The 16,866-nt window shown below is 71.4% G+C and carries 14 protein-coding genes; 7 read left to right on the forward strand and 7 right to left on the reverse strand.

The genetic code is table 11. The annotated features are described in order from the left end of the window. Positions 1-88: 88 nt before the first annotated feature. From ACTWQJ_RS08700 to ACTWQJ_RS08710, 3 genes are read right to left on the reverse strand one after another with little or no spacing between them, the layout of a single operon-like run. Positions 89-859: an SDR family NAD(P)-dependent oxidoreductase gene (locus ACTWQJ_RS08700; protein ID WP_443306044.1), complete on the reverse strand. Its 771-nt coding sequence runs from the start codon at positions 857-859 to the stop codon at positions 89-91. A 9-nt stretch (positions 860-868) separates the two neighbouring features. After that, positions 869-1,789: an LLM class F420-dependent oxidoreductase gene (locus ACTWQJ_RS08705; RefSeq protein WP_443306045.1), complete on the reverse strand. Its 921-nt coding sequence runs from the start codon at positions 1,787-1,789 to the stop codon at positions 869-871. Then, a complete protein-coding gene (locus ACTWQJ_RS08710; RefSeq protein WP_443306046.1) occupies positions 1,786-3,009 on the reverse strand; it encodes an amidohydrolase family protein in 1,224 nt (407 codons plus the stop codon). Before ACTWQJ_RS08710 ends, ACTWQJ_RS08705 begins: the two co-directional genes overlap by 4 nt. 266 nt (positions 3,010-3,275) lie before the next feature. Here ACTWQJ_RS08710 and ACTWQJ_RS08715 point away from each other — a divergent pair, with 266 nt between their 5' ends. From ACTWQJ_RS08715 to ACTWQJ_RS08730, 4 genes are all read left to right on the forward strand, one after another. After that, on the forward strand, positions 3,276-6,227 hold the full coding sequence (locus tag ACTWQJ_RS08715) for a BTAD domain-containing putative transcriptional regulator (RefSeq protein WP_443306047.1): 2,952 nt from the start codon (positions 3,276-3,278) through the stop codon (positions 6,225-6,227). A gap of 211 nt (positions 6,228-6,438) precedes the next feature. Further along, a complete protein-coding gene (locus ACTWQJ_RS08720; RefSeq protein ID WP_443306048.1) occupies positions 6,439-6,654 on the forward strand; it encodes a hypothetical protein in 216 nt (71 codons plus the stop codon). A 230-nt stretch (positions 6,655-6,884) separates the two neighbouring features. Next, complete coding sequence (locus tag ACTWQJ_RS08725) at positions 6,885-7,322, forward strand: hypothetical protein (RefSeq protein ID WP_443306049.1); 438 nt, start codon at positions 6,885-6,887, stop codon at positions 7,320-7,322. Between the two features lie 428 nt (positions 7,323-7,750). After that, positions 7,751-8,203, forward strand: a complete 453-nt coding sequence (locus ACTWQJ_RS08730) for a phospholipase (protein WP_443306050.1) — start codon at positions 7,751-7,753, stop codon at positions 8,201-8,203. 63 nt (positions 8,204-8,266) lie between these two features. Here the strand turns inward: ACTWQJ_RS08730 and ACTWQJ_RS08735 are convergent, their stop codons facing one another. Beyond that, positions 8,267-9,922 (reverse strand): FadD3 family acyl-CoA ligase, encoded by a 1,656-nt coding sequence (locus ACTWQJ_RS08735; protein ID WP_443306051.1) that lies wholly within the window; start codon positions 9,920-9,922, stop codon positions 8,267-8,269. A gap of 93 nt (positions 9,923-10,015) precedes the next feature. Here ACTWQJ_RS08735 and ACTWQJ_RS08740 point away from each other — a divergent pair, with 93 nt between their 5' ends. Genes ACTWQJ_RS08740 through ACTWQJ_RS08750 form a run of 3 tightly spaced genes read left to right on the forward strand, consistent with a single transcriptional unit; the run spans position 10,016 to position 12,350 of the window. Further along, positions 10,016-11,164: a lipid-transfer protein gene (locus tag ACTWQJ_RS08740; protein WP_443306052.1), complete on the forward strand. Its 1,149-nt coding sequence runs from the start codon at positions 10,016-10,018 to the stop codon at positions 11,162-11,164. Between the two features lie 5 nt (positions 11,165-11,169). Next, positions 11,170-11,580 (forward strand): Zn-ribbon domain-containing OB-fold protein, encoded by a 411-nt coding sequence (locus tag ACTWQJ_RS08745; RefSeq protein WP_224738514.1) that lies wholly within the window; start codon positions 11,170-11,172, stop codon positions 11,578-11,580. Beyond that, positions 11,577-12,350: an enoyl-CoA hydratase/isomerase family protein gene (locus ACTWQJ_RS08750; protein WP_443306053.1), complete on the forward strand. Its 774-nt coding sequence runs from the start codon at positions 11,577-11,579 to the stop codon at positions 12,348-12,350. Before ACTWQJ_RS08745 ends, ACTWQJ_RS08750 begins: the two co-directional genes overlap by 4 nt. Positions 12,351-12,353: 3 nt before the next feature. On the opposite strand, the gene ACTWQJ_RS08755 is transcribed toward ACTWQJ_RS08750, so the two are convergent. The 3 genes from ACTWQJ_RS08755 to ACTWQJ_RS08765 all read right to left on the reverse strand — a co-directional run bounded on the left by ACTWQJ_RS08755 (position 12,354) and on the right by ACTWQJ_RS08765 (position 16,673). After that, on the reverse strand, positions 12,354-12,941 hold the full coding sequence (locus tag ACTWQJ_RS08755; RefSeq protein ID WP_443306054.1) for a hypothetical protein: 588 nt from the start codon (positions 12,939-12,941) through the stop codon (positions 12,354-12,356). Positions 12,942-13,384: 443 nt separating this feature from the next. Further along, positions 13,385-15,760, reverse strand: coding sequence for an outer membrane protein assembly factor BamB family protein (locus ACTWQJ_RS08760; RefSeq protein ID WP_443306055.1), 2,376 nt, complete (start codon positions 15,758-15,760; stop codon positions 13,385-13,387). 178 nt (positions 15,761-15,938) lie between these two features. Beyond that, positions 15,939-16,673 carry a VOC family protein gene (locus ACTWQJ_RS08765; protein WP_443306056.1) on the reverse strand — a complete coding sequence of 245 codons (735 nt, stop codon included), beginning with the start codon at positions 16,671-16,673 and terminating at the stop codon, positions 15,939-15,941. Between the last annotated feature and the right edge of the window lie 193 nt (positions 16,674-16,866).

The following is a 16,866-nucleotide window of genomic DNA, read 5'->3' on the forward strand; positions in this document are numbered from 1 at the left end:
CCGGGTCTTTTCTGATGCACCGTCAGGTTTTCTTCGCTGCCGCCGACTGTGGCACCGGGGGTGCGCACCGTCAATAGCTGATGGAGCGTCAGATTACGCTGACGCCCGCCAGCCACCCCCCGTCGATCACGAACGGCTGCCCGGTGACGTACGAGGAGTCCTCGCAGGACAGGAACAGCGCCAGCCGCGCCACCTCCTCCGGCCGCCCGATCCGCCCCAGCGGCACCAGCCTGCGGTACAGCTCGTCCAGGGCCTGCGAGGTCTGTACGGGGTCCGCGGCCGGGTCCAGGAGCGCCGGGTTGGACATGGCCGTGTCGATGGCGCCCGGGCACATGGCGTTGACGCGGATGCTCCGGTGGGCCAGCTCCAGGGCGGCGACCCGGGTGAGGCCGATGACAGCGTGCTTGGTGGCCGCGTAGGTGCCGACGGCCGCCATGCCGGTCATGCCGGTGTAGGAGGCGGTGTTGACGATCGTGCCGCCCGTCCCAAGGTGGGGTGCCACGGTCTTCATGCCCAGAAAGCAGCCGACCTGGTTCACCTGCACGACCTGCATGAACTCGTCGAGGGTCGTGTCCACGAGGGCGTTGAAGCGCAGGATGCCGGCGTTGTTGACGAGCCCGTCGATCCGGCCGTACGCGTCCTTGGCGGCGGCCACCGCGGCACGCCAGTCGTCCTCCCGCCCCACGTCGAGATGGACGTACCGGGCTCCGATCTCCTTGGCGAGCGCCTCGCCCGCATCGTCGAGGACATCGGTGACGACGACCTCGGCGCCCTCCTCCCGGAACAGCCGGGCCTCCTGCTCCCCCTGCCCGCGCGCCGCACCGGTGACGATCACGACACGTCCGTCCAGCTTGCCCATGCGTTCTCCTCACAGGTACGGAGCCACGTCGGCGCCGAATGCGGTCATCTGGTCGGTCAGTTCGGCGCGGCTCCGGCTGCGGAACCGCACCTGGATCTGGTGCACACCCATCGCCCGGTAGGCCCGCAGGGACTCGGCGAGGGCGTCGGGGGTGCCGGTGAGGGTACGGCGGCCGACGTCCCAGGCGGGACGGCCGACGTAGAGCGGCTCGGTGAGGGCGCCGATGGTGAGGGGCGCGTCGATGCCGGCCTCCGCCCGCTGTGCTGTCAGCCGGGCGATCTGCCCGGGCAGCCGGTCCCGCGGGTCGCCCTGCGGCAGCCAGCCGTCGCCCCTGAGTGCAGCCCGGCGTACGGCGGCGGGTGAGGAGCCGCCGACCCAGAGGGGGACGCTCGGCTGGGCGGGCCGGGGACGCTGGCCGAGATCGTGGAACTCGTACAGCTTGCCGTGGTGTTCGGGGAACTCGTCCGGGCCGAGGGCGGCCCGAAGGGCGTCGATGGACTCGTCGAGTACGGCGCCGCGCTGCCGGAAGTCCACCCCGAGCGCCTCGAACTCCTCCGGCACATGCCCGGCGCCGACCCCCAGGATCAGCCTCCCCCGGCTCAGGTGATCGAGGGTGGCGTACTGCTTGGCCGTGATCAGGGGGTGCCGCAGTCCGACGACGGCGACATGGGAGAGGAGCCGGACGCGTTCGGTGACCGCCGCCAGATGGGCGAGGGTGGCCACGGGGTCGTACCAGACCGTGCTCATCGCGGGCGCGAGCCGGCGCGGGATGGCGACGTGATCGCAGCAGGCGACGTAGTCGAACCCGGCGCGGTCGGCGGCGCGGGCGACGGCGACGAGGTCGTCGGGGCCGGCGGCGGCCTCCCAGGGCTCGGTGTAGAGGGTGCTCTGGGACTGGACGGGGAGCTGGATGCCGTAGCGGAGGCTCATGGCCCACCCCACAGGCCGTCGTCGGTCAGCCCGAGCAGCTCGATGGCGTTCCGCCGGACGATCCGTTCCACTGTGCCGGCGTCCAGATGCCCCATCTGCGCCTCGCCGACCTCGCGGGACTTCGGCCAGGTGGAGTCGGAGTGCGGGTAGTCGGTCTCGTAGAGGACGTTGCCGACCCCGATGGAGTCCAGGTTGCGGAGCCCGAAGGCGTCGTCGAAGAAACAGCCGTAGACGTGCTCGGCGAACAGCTCGGACGGCGGCCGGTGCACCTTGTCGGCGACGCCGCCCCAGGCGCGGTTCTCCTCCCAGACGACGTCGGCGCGCTCCAGGATGTACGGAATCCACCCGATCTGCCCCTCGGCGTACATGATGCGGAGGTTCGGGAACCGCTCGAACTTGCCGCTCATCAGCCAGTCGACCATCGAGAAACAGCAGTTGGCGAAGGTGATGGTGGAGCCGACGGCGGGTGGGGCGTCGGCGGAGGTGGAGGGCATACGGCTGCTGGAGCCGATGTGCATCGCGATGACCGTGCCGGTCTCGTCGCAGGCGGCGAGGAAAGGGTCCCAGTCGTCGGTGTGGACGGAGGGCAGGCCCAGGTGCGGGGGTATCTCGGAGAACGCGACGGCACGGACGCCGCGCGCCGCGTTGCGCCGTACTTCTGCCGCCGCCAGCCCGGCGTCCCAGAGGGGGATGAGGGTGAGGGGGATGAGCCGCCCCTGCGCCTCGGGCCCGCACCACTCCTCCACCATCCAGTCGTTGTAGGCGCGGATGCAGAGCAGACCGAGCTCGTGGTCGGCGGCCTCGGTGAAGGTCTGGCCGCAGAAGCGGGGGAAGGTGGGGAAGCAGAGGGCGGACTGGACGTGGTTGACGTCCATGTCGGCGAGACGCGCGGGGACGTCGTACGAGCCCGGCCTCATCTGCTCGTACGTGATGATCTCGAGCTTGATCTCGTCCCTGTCGTAGCCGACGGCGGTGTCGAGGCGGGTGAGGGGGCGGTGCAGGTCCTCGTAGACCCACCAGTCGCCGATCGGGCCGTCGTCGCCCGGTTGCCCCATGACGGGCTTGAAGCGGCCGCCGAGGAAGGTCATTTCCTTCAGGGGCGCGCGGATGATGCGCGGCCCGGTGTCCAGGTACTTCTCCGGAAGCCGGTCCTGCCAGACGCTCGGGGGTTCGACGGTGTGGTCGTCGACGGAGATGATCTTCGGGAAGGAGGTGTCCATGGAGGCAAGGTAGCGCTGATCTGACGGACCGTCAGCAATGTCGGCGGCAGCCGGGCGGAAGCGATCGCGGTGGATCTCGGCGGAAGCGATCGCGGTGTATCTCACACCGTGCTTCGCGCTCAGTTCAGTGCGGGAGTGTGCGATGAGGGTGTGAGGGCCTTGTGATGTCCGCATGCCTGGCTGTGACTGGGGCCTCGCACGGCTGACGCACCTGCCAGAAGCAAGGCAAACTGACAGGGTTGTTCAGATTGTCTAGGGGGACGGCGATGGACGAGGTACCTCGAGTGCCGAAGCAGAGGCGTCCGGGCTCTTCGGAGGAGCCGGAGACGCTGCGCTTCAGCGTGCTCGGGCCGGTGCGCGCCTGGCGCGGTGAGGAGTCACTGAGCACCGGTTCCCCCCAGCAACGCGCCCTGCTGGCCGCGCTGCTGCTGCGCGAGGGCCGTACGGCGACCGCGGCGGAGCTGATCGACGCGCTGTGGGGCGAGGAGCCGCCGTCCCGGGCGCTGGCGGCACTACGGACGTACGCCTCCCGGCTGCGCAAGGTCCTGGACGCCGGCGTCCTGGTCAGCGAGTCGGGCGGTTACGCGATCCGTTCCGTCGCGGACGGGGCGCTGGACCTGGCGGTGGCGCAGGACCTGGCGGCGGACGCGGAGAAGGCGAAGAACGCGGGGGACCTGTGCCGGGCGCGCGAGCTGCTCGGGCGCGCGGTGGCCCTGTGGGACGGCGAGGCGCTGGCGGGCGTACCGGGGCCGTACGCGGAGGCCCAGCGCGTCCGGCTGGAGGAATGGCGGCTGCAACTCCTCGAATCCCGCCTGGACATGGACCTGGAGCAGGGCTGCCATGCGGAGGCGGTCTCGGAGCTCACGGCACTGACGGCGGCGCATCCGCTCCGCGAACGCCTGCGTGAGCTGCTGATGCTGGCGCTGTACCGCAGCGGCCGGCAGGCGGAGGCCCTTGCCGTGTACGCGGACACGCGGCGCCTGCTGGCGGACGAGCTGGGTGTGGACCCACGCCCGGGCCTGCAGGAGTTGCAGCACCGCATCCTCCAGGCGGACCCGGGACTGGCGGAACCGTCGGCACCGGTTACGGAGCCCGCCGCTACCCCCGTACGCCCGGCCCAACTCCCCGCGACTGTCCCGGACTTCACGGGCCGCTCCTCCTTCGTCGCCGAGCTGAGCGAGGTGCTGGCGTCGGCGGAGGGCCGGGTGATGGCGGTCTCGGCGCTCGCGGGCATCGGCGGCGTGGGCAAGACGACGCTGGCGGTCCATGTGGCGCATCAGGCACGGTCGGCGTTCCCGGACGGGCAGCTGTACGTCGATCTCCAAGGCGCGGGCGCCCGGGCGGCGGAACCGGAGACGGTACTGGGTTCGTTCCTCAGGGCTCTGGGGACGGCGGACTCGGCGATCCCGGACTCCCTGGAGGAGCGCTCGGCGCTGTACCGGTCGGTGTTGGACGGCCGACGGGTACTGGTGCTGCTGGACAACGCCCGCGATGCCGCCCAGGTACGTCCGCTGCTGCCCGGGACGTCCGGGTGCGCGGCACTGGTCACCTCCCGCGTCCGGATGGTGGACCTGGCCGGTGCCCACCTGGTCGACCTCGACGTCATGTCCCCCGACGAGGCGCTGTCCCTCTTCACCAAGATCGTGGGCGAGGAACGGGTCGCGTCGGAACGGGAGGCCGCCCTCGACGTGGTGGCGGCGTGCGGCTTCCTGCCACTGGCGATCAGGATCGCCGCGTCCCGGCTGGCCGCCCGGCGCACTTGGACGGTGTCGGTACTGGCGGCGAAGCTCGCAGACGAACGCCGGCGACTGGACGAGCTCCAGGCCGGCGACCTGGCGGTGAAGGCGACGTTCGAGCTGGGCTACGGACAGCTGGAGCCTGGCCAGGCACGGGCGTTCAGGCTGCTGGGACTGGCGGACGGACCGGACATCTCGCTGGCGGCGGCTGCGGCGGTGCTGGACCTGCCGGCGGAGGAGACGGAGGACTTGCTGGAGTCCCTCGTCGACACGTCGCTACTGGAGTCGGCGGCGCCTGGACGGTACCGGTTCCATGATCTGGTGCGGCTCTACGCGCGTGCGTGCGCGGAACGCGACGAGCACCCACCGAGCGAGCGCGAGGCGGCGCTGTCGCGGTTGCTGGACTTCTACTTGGCGACGGCGGCGCGGGTGTATGCGATCGAGCGGCCGGGGGACCGGCTGGTGGATCACCTGGAAGTGACGAGGTACCCGGGGCTGACCTTCGCCGATCGTCACGCCGCGCAGGACTGGTTGTACGCCGAGGCAGATGCGTTGCTTTTCTGTGTTCGCCAGTCCGTGGGCGACAGCCGGCTGCGCCGGGCGGTGGACCTGCTGTGGGCGGCCAAGGACCTGGCGGAATCCGGTGCCAACGCCCGTGAATACGAGGTTGCCGCCCATGCCGCACTGGCAAGTGCTCGGACCGCGCAGGACGCCTGGGCGGCCGGTCGCGCGCTGACCACTCTCACCGACGTGCACATGGTGGCAGGGCGTTTCGACCAGGCGGACGCGGCCGCTGTCGAGGCCATGCGCATGGCGAAGGAAGCGGCCGATCCCGTCGCCAGCTGCTGGGCCCCGAACACCAGGGGCATCATCGCGATCTACCAGAATCGCCACGCTGAGGGTGAGCGTCACCTCAACGCGGCGATCGAGAACTTCCGCAGCGACGGGAACCGCCCGGGCGAGGCCAGCGCCCTGTGCAACCTGTCCCGGATCCACTTGGCAACAGCTCGGGTGGAGAGCGCTGTAGCCCTCGCACAGCAGGGCATCGACATCTACGACGCGATGGGAAACTCGCTGCGGGGCGCGAACGGGCGCTATGCCCTGGGTCTCGCGCTGACGAGCAGCGGGGAACTCCGCTTGGCGGCGGAGAGTCTCAGGGAAGCCCTGGAGACCTTCCGGGACAGTCGCCAGCGGCTCTGGGAAGGAATGACACTCTTCCGGCTCGCCCAGGTAGACCTCGCCGCACGCCATCCGGCCCAGGCAGCCTCCAACGCGGAAATGGCCCTGACCGTGCTGCGTGGCATCGGAGGGAAATGGCGGCGTGGGCTCGTGCTCACCGTCCTCGGCCGTGCCCTGAGTGGGATCGGGCAGACAGGGCGTGCCCAGGTCTGCTGGCGTGAAGCACTGCGCATATACGAGGAGCTGGACGCGCCCGAAGCGGACGAGGTGCGCGATCTGCTGACTCCTGCGGCCGCGGCGTAGCGGGTCGTGGAGGCGTTCATTGAACGTTTATCGCGACCCGACATGCTCACTCCTGTCGTTCTCCGCCGGAACCGGGGCAGGCGGATCGACGGCTGGGCCGTGAGGTTAGTCTGAGCGGCCAACTGGTGCCCGGCCGACGGCCATCGGGGGAGCCGCCGGCCGGGTGCCGAACCTCTGGCCTTTAGGTAAAGAACTGGGGAGTGGACCCGTCATGAGCGAGAAGAAGAGCGAGCCCGTCGTCAAGCCGCAGGACCAGCACGCCACCGGTGAGGAGTTCACCACGCTCGACCAGCACGCCACGGGCGGCGAGGTCAAGCCGCAGGACCAGCACGCCACCGACGAGGAGCTCACCACGCTCGACCAGCACGCCACGGGCGGTCAGGTCAAGCCGCTGGACCAGCACGCGACGAGCGAACCGTCCAACTGACCCTCCTCAACGGGGATCGGCCGCGGCGGCGCGGAGGGGGAGCCGCCGCGGCCGATGCGTGTCAAGTGCACGTTTCACGCCGACGTGGCAACGCCTCAGGACGCCCACAGAGTCAATTGGCAGGTTTGGCTCACCCCCGCACGCCCACGCCCCCCACCATCACTGGGCACTGCCACTCCACGAGTGAGCCAAACCTGCCAATTACCGCACTGAACGAGGGGTCCGGCGAGTTGTCCACAGGCTCGTACGGGCTCACGGTTCCCGCGACACTCGCCGCCGCGCTGGACAGCCCGCTCCGGGGGTCCGTCAGGGCACGCCGCTGGCTGGAGCCGGCAGACCCGGGCTCAGGTTCGCCGGCGGAGACGATCGCTCGCCTGCGGATGCACGACGCGGGCTTGCATCCCGAGTCCCAGGCCGAGCTGCGCACTCCCGACGGACGCCGCCGCTTCCTGGACTTCCCCTTCCGGGCCGAGGGCCTCGGGGTGGAGATCGAGGGGTACACATACCACGGCACCCGCGATTCCCATCGCCGGGACGTGGCCCGCTTCAACCAGATCGCGCAGTGCCCGGAGGTACGCCTGGTCCTCCGCTTCACCGCCGAGGACGTCTTCCACCGCCCTGCGCAGATGATCCAGCAGATCCGCGCCGCCCTGACCGCCGTCGGCTGAACGCCTCGTACGGAGTCCACGCGACCGTGAGCTGGACCGTGCGGGCGCCTTCGGGTCGCGGCGTTCTGACGCCGCCGGGATTGCAGGTGAGTCGGGGCCGCCCGCTTCATGGCCAGTGTCGTGCTTCCACGGCCCGAGTAAAGGGCGCTTCGCGTCGGCTGCGCCGATCGGCCTGCGGCCGCCCCTTGGCTCGGCTCGTTCCAGCACGGGTGAGAAGCGAGCGAGCGGCCCCGACGGGGGCTCCACCAACAGGCGCGCATCACAGCAGCTGCCAACTCTCGCTGGTGTTCACCTTTTGAATGCCCGTCATGCCCAAGAGTTAATGGGTCATTAGGGCACATGAGGTGTAAAGGCATGGTCGCGATGCCGATCCTCTTGTCATGAACCTGTTGCCCGATGGGCGGGCAGCAGCCTCATGGAGGTGTGGGATGCACCGCAGACTCGCCACTGCTCTTGCCGCCTCGACTCTCTCCCTGGTCGCCGTCGTCGGTACCGCGACCGCCGCCACCGCCGCTCCGGCCGACAAGCCGCAGGTCCTCGCCAGTTGGACGCAGACCAGCGCGTCGAGCTACAACGCCTGGGCCGCCGCCCGTGCGAACCAGGCCGCCTGGTCGGCGTACGCCTTCGACTGGTCGACCGACTACTGCTCCTCCTCGCCGGACAACCCGTTCGGCTTCCCCTTCGCCATGTCCTGCGCCCGCCACGACTTCGGCTACCGCAACTACAAGGCGGCAGGCGCCTTCGACGCCAACAAGGCCCGTCTCGACAGCGCCTTCTACGAGGACCTCAAGCGCGTCTGCAACAACTACAGCGGCGGGACCAAGACCGCCTGCAACAGCACTGCATGGACGTACTACCAGGCTGTGCGTGCCTTCGGGTGAACGGCCAACCCGGCCAACACCGGCCAATGTCTTGGCAGCTGGTGGCTGATCACTAATTGCTGATCAACGGCTGTCAGACCAGCCCGCTGCGGGACGCCGTCGCCGGCCGGCGTCCCGCAGCGACGACGACGTGGATCGTGCCCTCAACTCCCCCTTCACCACCTTCCCGCTCGCGTTCCGCGGCAGCTCCCCCACGAACTCCACCGCCCGTGGCACCTTGTAGTTCGCCATCTCCCGGCGTGCCCATGCGATCAGGTCGTCCCCGGTCAGTACGGCCCCCGCGCGCCGTACCACGTACGCCTTGCCGACTTCGCCCAGGCGGGCGTCCGGTACGCCGATGACGGCGACGTCGGACACGTCCGGATGCAGGCCGAGGACCTGCTCTATCTCCGCGGGGTAGGCGTTGAAGCCGCCGACGATGAACATGTCCTTGATGCGGTCGGTGATGCGCAGGTTGCCCGCCTCGTCCAGGACGCCCACGTCGCCGGTGCGCAGCCAGCCGTCCGGTGTCAGGACCTCCGCCGTGGCCGCCGGGTCCTCGAAGTAGCCGCGCATGACGTTGAAGCCGCGGACGAGGACCTCGCCGGGGGTGCCGAGGGGAGCGTCGACCCGTACCTCCGTGCCCGGGATGGCCCGGCCGGACGTCGATGCGATCACCGTGGGGTCGTCGCCGCGGCGGCACATCGTGACGATGCCGCTCGCTTCGGAGAGGCCGTACGCCGTGAGGACCGTCTCCACGCCGAGTTCACCGCGCAGCCGTTCGACCAGGCGGAGCGGGACCACAGCCGCGCCGGTCACCACCAGGCGCAGCGCCGACAGGTCGTGGGCGTCGCGGGAGGCGTGGTCGAGGAGGGACTGGTGGAGAGCGGGCGGGCCGGGGAGGACGGAGACGCGTTCCGCCGCGATGTTCGCCAGGGCGGTGGTCGCGGTGAACACCGGCTGGGGGATCATCGTCGCGCCGCGCATCAGGCAGGCCAGGACGCCGGCCTTGTAGCCGAAGGTGTGGAAGAAGGGGTTCACGATGAGGTAGCGGTCGTCGTGCCGCAGGCCCGCCAGGTCGCTCCACACCTCGTAGGCGCGGAGGGTCTGGGCGTGGGTGATCACCGCGCCCTTGGGGCGGCCGGTCGTGCCCGAGGTGAAGATGATGTCCGAGGGCCAGGACGGGTCGACGCCGGATGCGCGGGAGCGGACGGCGGACTCCCGCACTGTGTCGCCGCTCGCCAGGAAGTCCTTCCAGGTGCGGAAGTCGGCCGGGGCGTCGTCCGACAGGACCACCACCTGCTCCAGGGAGGGCAGTCCGGGCAGTGGGCCCCGGCCGTCACCGGGGCCCTCCCCCGCCGCGCGGCGCAGTGACGCCACGTACGAGGTGCCGAGGAACGTGCCCGTCACGAACAGCAGGCGGGCACGGCTGCGCTGCAGGACGTCCGCCGCCTCCGTCCCCTTGAAGCGGGTGTTCAGCGGGACCAGGACCGCCCCGGCCGACACCGCGCCCAGCGCCGAGACGATCCAGTCCAGCGAGTTCGGCGCCCAGATGGCGACGCGGTCCCCGGGCGACACCCCGTTCGCCAGACAGGCCGCGGCGGCGCGTTCCACGCGGGCGCCCAGTTCGGCGTACGAGATCCTGGTCCGGCCCTCCACGACCGCCTCGGCGTCGCCGTACCGTTCGGCCGCGCTCCGTACCAGCCCCGGAATGCTGCCCCACTCCACGTCTCCGCGCACACCGGCCTCCCGAACAGGTAGCTGACTGCCCGTCAGATTAGCGGTAGCCTGACGGACTGTCAGCAGGCCGGTCCCGGGTGTGGAGGTGTGCTCATGGCAGGGCTGAAGGACGCGACGGCCATCGTCGGGATCGGGCAGACCGCCTTCGCCCGGCAGCTCCCCGAGGACGAGCGGACCCTCGCCTGCCGTGCCGTCCTCGCCGCCCTGGACGACGCCGGGATCGCTCCGGGCGAGGTCGACGCCCTGGCCTCGTACACGATGGAGGAGACCGACGAGGTGGAGCTCGCCAAGGCCCTCGGGCTCGGTGACCTCACCTTCTTCGGCAAGGTCGGTTACGGCGGCGGCGGTTCCTGCGCCACCGTCGCCCATCTCGCCGCTGCCATCGCCACCGGGCAGGCCACCGTCGGGGTCGCCTGGCGGTCCCGCAAGCGCGGCAGCGGGCCGCGGCCCTGGACGAACACCACCGCCCAACTCCCCACACCCGCCCAGTGGACCCGCCCCTTCGGGCTGCTCCGCCCGGCCGACGAGATCGCCATGCTCACCCGCCGCTACCTGCACGAGTACGGCGCCACCCGCGATCACCTGTTCAACGTCGCCCTCGCCTGCCGCAACCGGGCCAACCAGAACCCCGCCGCGGTGATGTACGACCGCCCCCTCACCCGCGAGATGTACATGACCTCCCGCTGGATCAGCGAACCCCTCTGCCTCTTCGACAACTGCCTGGAGACGGACGGGGCGTTGGCCTGTGTCGTCGTCTCACGCGAGCGCGCCCGGGACTGCCGGCAGCGGCCCGTGTACGTGCACTCCGCCGCGCAGGGGCTGCCCGCCCAGCACCACGGAATGGTCAACTACTGGAACGACGACCCGCTCACCGGGCCCGCCTGGACCGCCGCCCGGCACCTGTGGAAGCACGCCGACTTCACTCCGCAGGACGTGGACGTCGCCCAGATCTACGACGCGTTCACGCCCCTCATACCGCTCTCCCTGGAGGGCTACGGCTTCTGCGACCGGGGTGAGGGCGGCGCCTTCACGGAGGGCGGCGCCCTTGAGATCGGCGGGCGGCTGCCGCTGAACACCGGGGGCGGCGGGCTCAGCGAGGCCTACGTCCACGGGTTCAACCTGATCACCGAGGGCGTGAAGCAACTGCGGGGCACCAGTACCGCCCAGGTCCCGGGCGCCGCCACCTGCCTGGTCACCGCCGGCGAGGGCGTCCCCACCTCCGCCCTGCTGCTGAGGAGTTGAGGAGCATGCTGAGTCCCGTCATCGACCCCGACGGCGCCCCCTTCTGGCGGTACGCCGCCCAGGGCGAGCTGCGTGTCCAGGCCTGCGCCGACTGCGGTGAACTGCGCTTCCCGCCCCGGCCCTGCTGCCCGCACTGCCAGTCGTTCGCGTCCGAGTGGCGCCGGATGTCCGGGCTCGGGCGGATCTGGTCGTACGTCGTCCCGCATCCGCCACTGCTGCCCGACTACGCCGAGCAGGCGCCGTACAACGTGATCGTCGTCGAGCTGGCGGAGGCACCGAGAATACGGCTGGTCGGCAACCTCGTCAGCCGTCCCGGCGCGCCCCTCGACTCCGTTCCGCCGGACCGGGTCCGGATCGGCGCGAGGGTCCGGGTCGTGTTCACCGACGCCGGGGTTCCGCAGTGGGTGTACGGATGAGCGGCCTGCGGGTCACCGCCGACAAGGACACCGGCGTCGCCGTCGTCACCCTCGACCGGCCCGAGCGGCTCAACGCCATCGATCTCACCCTGGCTGCCGAACTCGCCGCTGCATGGCGGGAGTTCCGGTACGACGACACCGTACGGGCCGTCGTCCTCACCGGGGCCGGGGAGCGGGCCTTCTGCACCGGCGTCGACCGAAGCACCGAGGTTCCCCAGCCCAATTCGCCGTACATGGTGGACGATCCGCTGCTGAGCGTGGGGCCGAAGGCGAACGACCTGTGGAAGCCGGTCGTCGCGGCCGTGGAGGGGATGGCCTGCGGCGGGGCGTTCTATCTGCTCGGGGAGGCGGAGTTCATCGTCGCCGGGACGAGCGCGAGCTTCTTCGACCCGCACACCACGTACGGCATGGTCAGCGCGTACGAGTCGATGCTGATGGCGCAGCGGATGCCGTACGGGGAGGCCGCCCGGATGGCGCTCATGGGTACCGCGGAGCGGATCTCGGCGCGGCGGGCGTACGAGGTGGGGCTGGTGTCCGAAGTCACCCCGCCCGGCAAGGCGTTGGCGGCGGCGGCCGCCTGTGCCACGGTGCTCGCCGGGTACCCTCCCGAGGCCGTCCAGGGGACCGTGCGGGCCCTGTGGGCGGCCAGGGAGGCGGCCCTGGCGACGGCGTTCGCGCAGGCGCCGGCGCTGATCGCGCTGGGCAATGCGCCGGCGGGGCTGCAGACGGAGCTGTTCCGCGGCCGGCGCCGGGAGCACCGGACGCGATGAGGGCTACTCCTCCGGCTCGGCGACCTCGTCGACGTCGCAGCCGGCCACTTCGGCGGCGCGACTTCTGTTGCTCGACTCGATGTCGACGGTGAGCTTGTCGCGGCCGGGCACTTCGAGGAACCAGGTCTCCTGCTTGACGGTGCCGCCCGCCCGGTTCTCGAAGGTGACGTCGACGGCGAAGGTGGCGGTGCTCGCGTTGGGGTTGGTGATCTCGACCCTGGAGTACGGGGCCTTGCCGGTGACGCACTTGACCAGCTTCACCGAGGCGTTCTGCAGCGTCTCAGCGGAGCCCGAGCCGGAGGAGCCGGAGGTCCCGGTGTCGTCGTAGGAGTCGTTGTAGCCGCTGCCGCCGGACGAGCCGCCGTAGTCAAGGTCGTCGTCATCGTCGTCGGTGCCCGACCAGGTACCTCCCCCGGATGTCGACGACGAGCTGTCGTGGTCCTGGCTGGAGCTGCTGCAGCCGCCCCCTCCCCCGCCGTCGCTGCCGCCACTGCCGTGGCCGTGGCCGCGTCCCGTCGAGAAACCGGTCAGCGTCAGGACCACCAACGCCGCCATCGCCGTGAGTTTGAGTGTGCGCCCCCGAAGATCCATGCCATCACGCTACTGGATCGTCTGTCACGGCCATGTCACTGCCTGGCGACCATCGCGCACCCGCTGTAGCGTCGGGTGTGAGCACGGTGAAGACCGGTGCTCGCCCGAGCGACGGCCGCCGTCGGGAACCCTTCCGTGCGCCCGGTACGACGGCCGTCCCGCGGCTCGGAGCATGACGCAGGCTCTAGGACCTGTCCGGCCGATCATGCCGCAGACGCGTGGGCTGGCACGCACATCTGCCGCGTTGTCGTCACTCGCCGACTCCCCCACGCTCGGCTTCTCCCCCACGCTCGACTTCGCTCGAGCGGGGGACCCCCATGCGCGGGAGGGGCCCCCATCGCGTCGGCTCCCTCCTCCGCCTTGCAGCTGGACGCACCAGACCCCGCTCACCTGCGCTGCCGAGGCACCGTCACTTTCCTGCGACTTGATCGGCCGGACAGGCCCTAGGCTGTGCGGGCCGTGCCCGTGCCCTTCTCCGCGTCCAGCGCGTACACGCAGCGGTCCTTGCTGCACGCGTACACGATGCCGTCCTTGACGACCGGGGAGCCGGTGATCTCGCCGCCGGTGGCGAGTTTCCAGCGCAGTCGGCCGTCGTCGGCCTTCAGGGTGTACAGCAGGTGGTCGGTGGAGCCGAAGTGGATACGGCCCTCGGCGACCGACGGTGCGCCCACGATGTCGCCGCCCGCCTGGAACCGCCACTTGGGGGTGCCGGTGACCGCGTCCAGCGTGTACAGGCCGGTGCCGCTGCCGACGTGGACGTGGCCGGCGGCCACCAGGACCGGTTCGATGGACGCCCGGGACTCGGTGGCGATGCGCCAGCGGTCGCGGCCGTCGGTGGCGTCGAGGGCGTACACCGTGCCGAGGTAGTCGGCGAGGTAGACGCCGCCGCCGGTGACCGCGGGGCCGGGCGCGAAGGCGGGTGGGGAGAGGAAGACCGCGGGGGCCTCGAAGTGCCAGCGCACATGCCCGCCGGCCACGTCGATGGCGAGGACGCGGGTGCCCGCGGACACGTACACGTATCCGTCGGATGCGGGGGCGACCCGGACCGGTACGCCGCCGCAGGAGGCCGCGTCGCCGATCGGGTACGACCAGCGCTCGTCGCCGGTGCGGGCGTCCAGGGCACGCAGCCGGGCATCCTGCCAGACGTACACCGTGCCGTCGTGCAGGGCGGGCCCGGCCTCCGGGGACTCGAAGTCGCTCTGGCAGCCGGTGATCTCCCACAGCTTCTGGCCGTTCGCGGCCTCCCAGGCCTGCACGCCGCCGCCGCGGGTGCCGGTGACGACGGTGCCGCGGTCGGCCTTCAGGGAGTACACCCAGGCGTCCGTCGACAGCCGCCACAGGTCGGCGCCCTCGCGGGCGTCCAGGGCGAAGAGGGTGGGGCCGTCGGAGGCGTGGATCCGTCCGTCTGCGACCGCCATCGACCAGGCCACGTCCCGGGTCTTGAAGCGGCGCCGGCCGGTGCCCACGTCCAGGGCGTGCACCTCGAAGGAGGTGACGTAGACGAGGTCGTCGGCGACGGCCGGGGTGCCCCAGACGTCGTTGGACATACGGAACCGCCAGGGGCGCCAGCCGGCCGGGTTCTCCGGGGGCGCGGGCTGCGGCGCCGGTACGGCGGGTTCGGCGCCGTTGACGCCGGGGCGGGGTTTGGCCCAGGACGCCGCCAGGCCCGCCTCGGGCGGGGGCGCCTTGACGGCGGCGGCGCGGGCGTCGGCGACGCGCGGGCCGGGGCCGATGGGCACCGCGGCGCCGGCCAGCCGTACGGGGCCACCGTCGGGGGCGCCGACCGGGGCGGACACGGGTGCCGCGGGCGCGGGCGCCGTGTACGCGGGCGCCGGGACGACCGGGTCGTGGGGCGGCGGGGGCGGCACGGCGTGCGGCCGGCCGGAGCTGCGGCCGGAGCCGGAGGCGGGCTTGGCAGGGGGGCGGCCGCCGCGGCGGGACTCGATCAGGCCGACGGCCTTCTCGGGCAGCCACGCCGACGCCGTACCGCTGTCGTCGGAGCCGGAGCCGAACAGGTGCGGGGCGAGCTGGGCCTGGAGGTCGGCGGGGGTGGGGCGGGCCGAGGGGTCCATCTGCATACAGGACTCGATCAGCGGGCGCAGCTCGTCCGGCAGGCCTTCGAGGTCGGGTCCCTCGCGCAGCAGCATGAAGACGGTCTCGACCGGGTTGGCGCCGTGGAAGGGCGGGTGTCCGGTGGCGGCGAAGACGAGGGTGGAGCCGAGCGAGAAGACGTCGCTGGCGCCGGTGACGGAGCGGGAGTCCTTGGCCTGCTCGGGCGACATGTAGGCGGGGGTGCCGACGGCGACGTTCGTCATCGTCAGACGGGTGTTCGAGACGCCGGAGGCGATACCGAAGTCGATCACCCGGGGGCCGTCCTCGACGACGAGCACGTTGGAGGGCTTCAGGTCCCGGTGGACGAGCCCGGCGCCGTGGATGGACTGGAGGGCCTCCGCGACGCCCGCCGCCAGCCAGCGCACCGCCTGGGCCGGCATCGGCCCGCAGTCGTTCACTATCTCCTCGAGCGAGGGCGCGGGAACGTACGCGGTGGCCAGCCACGGCACGGCCGCCCGCGGGTCGGCGTCGACCACGGCCGCCGTGTAGAAGCCGGACACCGCGCGGGCCGCCTCGACCTCACGCGTGAAACGGACACGGAACAGCTGGTCCTCGGCGAGCTCCGTCCGGACGGTCTTGATCGCCACGCGCCGGCCGGACGCCGAGCGCGCGAGATAGACCAGCCCCATGCCGCCGGCACCCAGCCGTCCCAGCACCTCGAACGGCCCGATCCGCCGCGGATCGTGCTGCGTCAGCTGATCCACCACTTGCCTGCCACCTCCCCGTACGAGCCGCGTCACCCACATATGTACGCGACCGCGTGCAGCGTCTCACCACCGCACCGCCGTGGCGGCACGCACCCCGATTCTTCCTGTCCGGGCCACAGGTTGCGAACCCAGTGACATATCGGGTGTCTCGCCCTATAACGCGACAAAAATGTGCACGTCAGCGCTGCAGTACGGCGAACGAGGCCCCCTGGTCGTCCGTGGCCACACCCACCGTTCCGTACGAAGTGTCGAACGGTCCCGCCTGGACGCGGCCGCCGAGCCGGTTCACCGTCCCGAGTGCGGCATCGCAGTCCTCGACCCCGAAGTGGACCATGAAGTGCGGTGGCATCTCGGCCGGGAAGACCTCGGTGAGCGGGGCGCGGCCGAAGTCGGGCTCGGCGTCCGGGCCGACCAGGGCGTCGGTGAACAGGCCCCCGTAGAAGGCGCCGACGGCCTCGGGGTCGCGGGCGTACAGCTCGACCCAGACGAAGCTGCCGGGCTCGTGGCGCTGCCCGAACCCCGGGTGCGTCCCCGGCTGCCACAGACCGAAGACGGCACCCTCGGGGTCGGCGGCGAGCGCGGCGACGCCCAGCTCGCCGACCGGGATCGGTGCGGTGACGATCTGGCCGCCGGCCGCCAGGATCCGCCGGCACAGGGCCTCGGCGTCCGGCGTCGCGAAGTACACCGTCCAGACCGTGGGCAGGCGGCCGTCCGGCTTGTGCGCGAGCCCGGCGACGGGCTCACCGTCGTGGTACGCCCACACGGTCCCGCCGTACGACTCCTCGAAGGTCCACCCGAAGAGCTCACCGTAGAACCGTTTTCCCGCCTCGACGTCGGCGAGCTGCGCGTCCACCCAGCAGGGGACGCCCTCCGTGTACGCCGCTTCACGCGCAGATGCCCCATTTTCGGCCATGCTGTCAAGCTAACGTCCCTAGGGCCTGTCCGGCGGATCATGCCGCAGACGCGGGGGCTGGCACGCACATCTGCCGCGTTGTCGTCACTCGCCGACTCCCCCACGCTCGGCTTCTCCCCCACGCTCGACTTCGCTCGAGCGGGGGGGACCCCATGCGCGGGAGGGGCCCCATCGCGTCGACTCCCTCCTCCGC

Source organism: Streptomyces sp. KR55, from assembly GCF_052245645.1.
Taxonomy (GTDB): domain Bacteria; phylum Actinomycetota; class Actinomycetes; order Streptomycetales; family Streptomycetaceae; genus Streptomyces; species Streptomyces flavusporus.

Bases quoted from the DNA above. Each gene is read 5' to 3' on its own strand.
- ACTWQJ_RS08730 (WP_443306050.1), top strand. From the start codon at position 7,751: ATGCACCGCAGACTCGCCACTGCTCTTGCCGCCTCGACTCTCTCCCTG.
- ACTWQJ_RS08720 (WP_443306048.1), top strand. From the start codon at position 6,439: ATGAGCGAGAAGAAGAGCGAGCCCGTCGTCAAGCCGCAGGACCAGCAC.
- ACTWQJ_RS08745 (WP_224738514.1), top strand. From the start codon at position 11,170: ATGCTGAGTCCCGTCATCGACCCCGACGGCGCCCCCTTCTGGCGGTAC.
- ACTWQJ_RS08700 (WP_443306044.1), bottom strand. From the start codon at position 859: ATGGGCAAGCTGGACGGACGTGTCGTGATCGTCACCGGTGCGGCGCGC.
- ACTWQJ_RS08715 (WP_443306047.1), top strand. From the start codon at position 3,276: ATGGACGAGGTACCTCGAGTGCCGAAGCAGAGGCGTCCGGGCTCTTCG.
- ACTWQJ_RS08755 (WP_443306054.1), bottom strand. From the start codon at position 12,941: ATGGATCTTCGGGGGCGCACACTCAAACTCACGGCGATGGCGGCGTTG.
- ACTWQJ_RS08705 (WP_443306045.1), bottom strand. From the start codon at position 1,789: ATGAGCCTCCGCTACGGCATCCAGCTCCCCGTCCAGTCCCAGAGCACC.
- ACTWQJ_RS08750 (WP_443306053.1), top strand. From the start codon at position 11,577: ATGAGCGGCCTGCGGGTCACCGCCGACAAGGACACCGGCGTCGCCGTC.
- ACTWQJ_RS08765 (WP_443306056.1), bottom strand. From the start codon at position 16,673: ATGGCCGAAAATGGGGCATCTGCGCGTGAAGCGGCGTACACGGAGGGC.
- ACTWQJ_RS08740 (WP_443306052.1), top strand. From the start codon at position 10,016: ATGGCAGGGCTGAAGGACGCGACGGCCATCGTCGGGATCGGGCAGACC.
- ACTWQJ_RS08710 (WP_443306046.1), bottom strand. From the start codon at position 3,009: ATGGACACCTCCTTCCCGAAGATCATCTCCGTCGACGACCACACCGTC.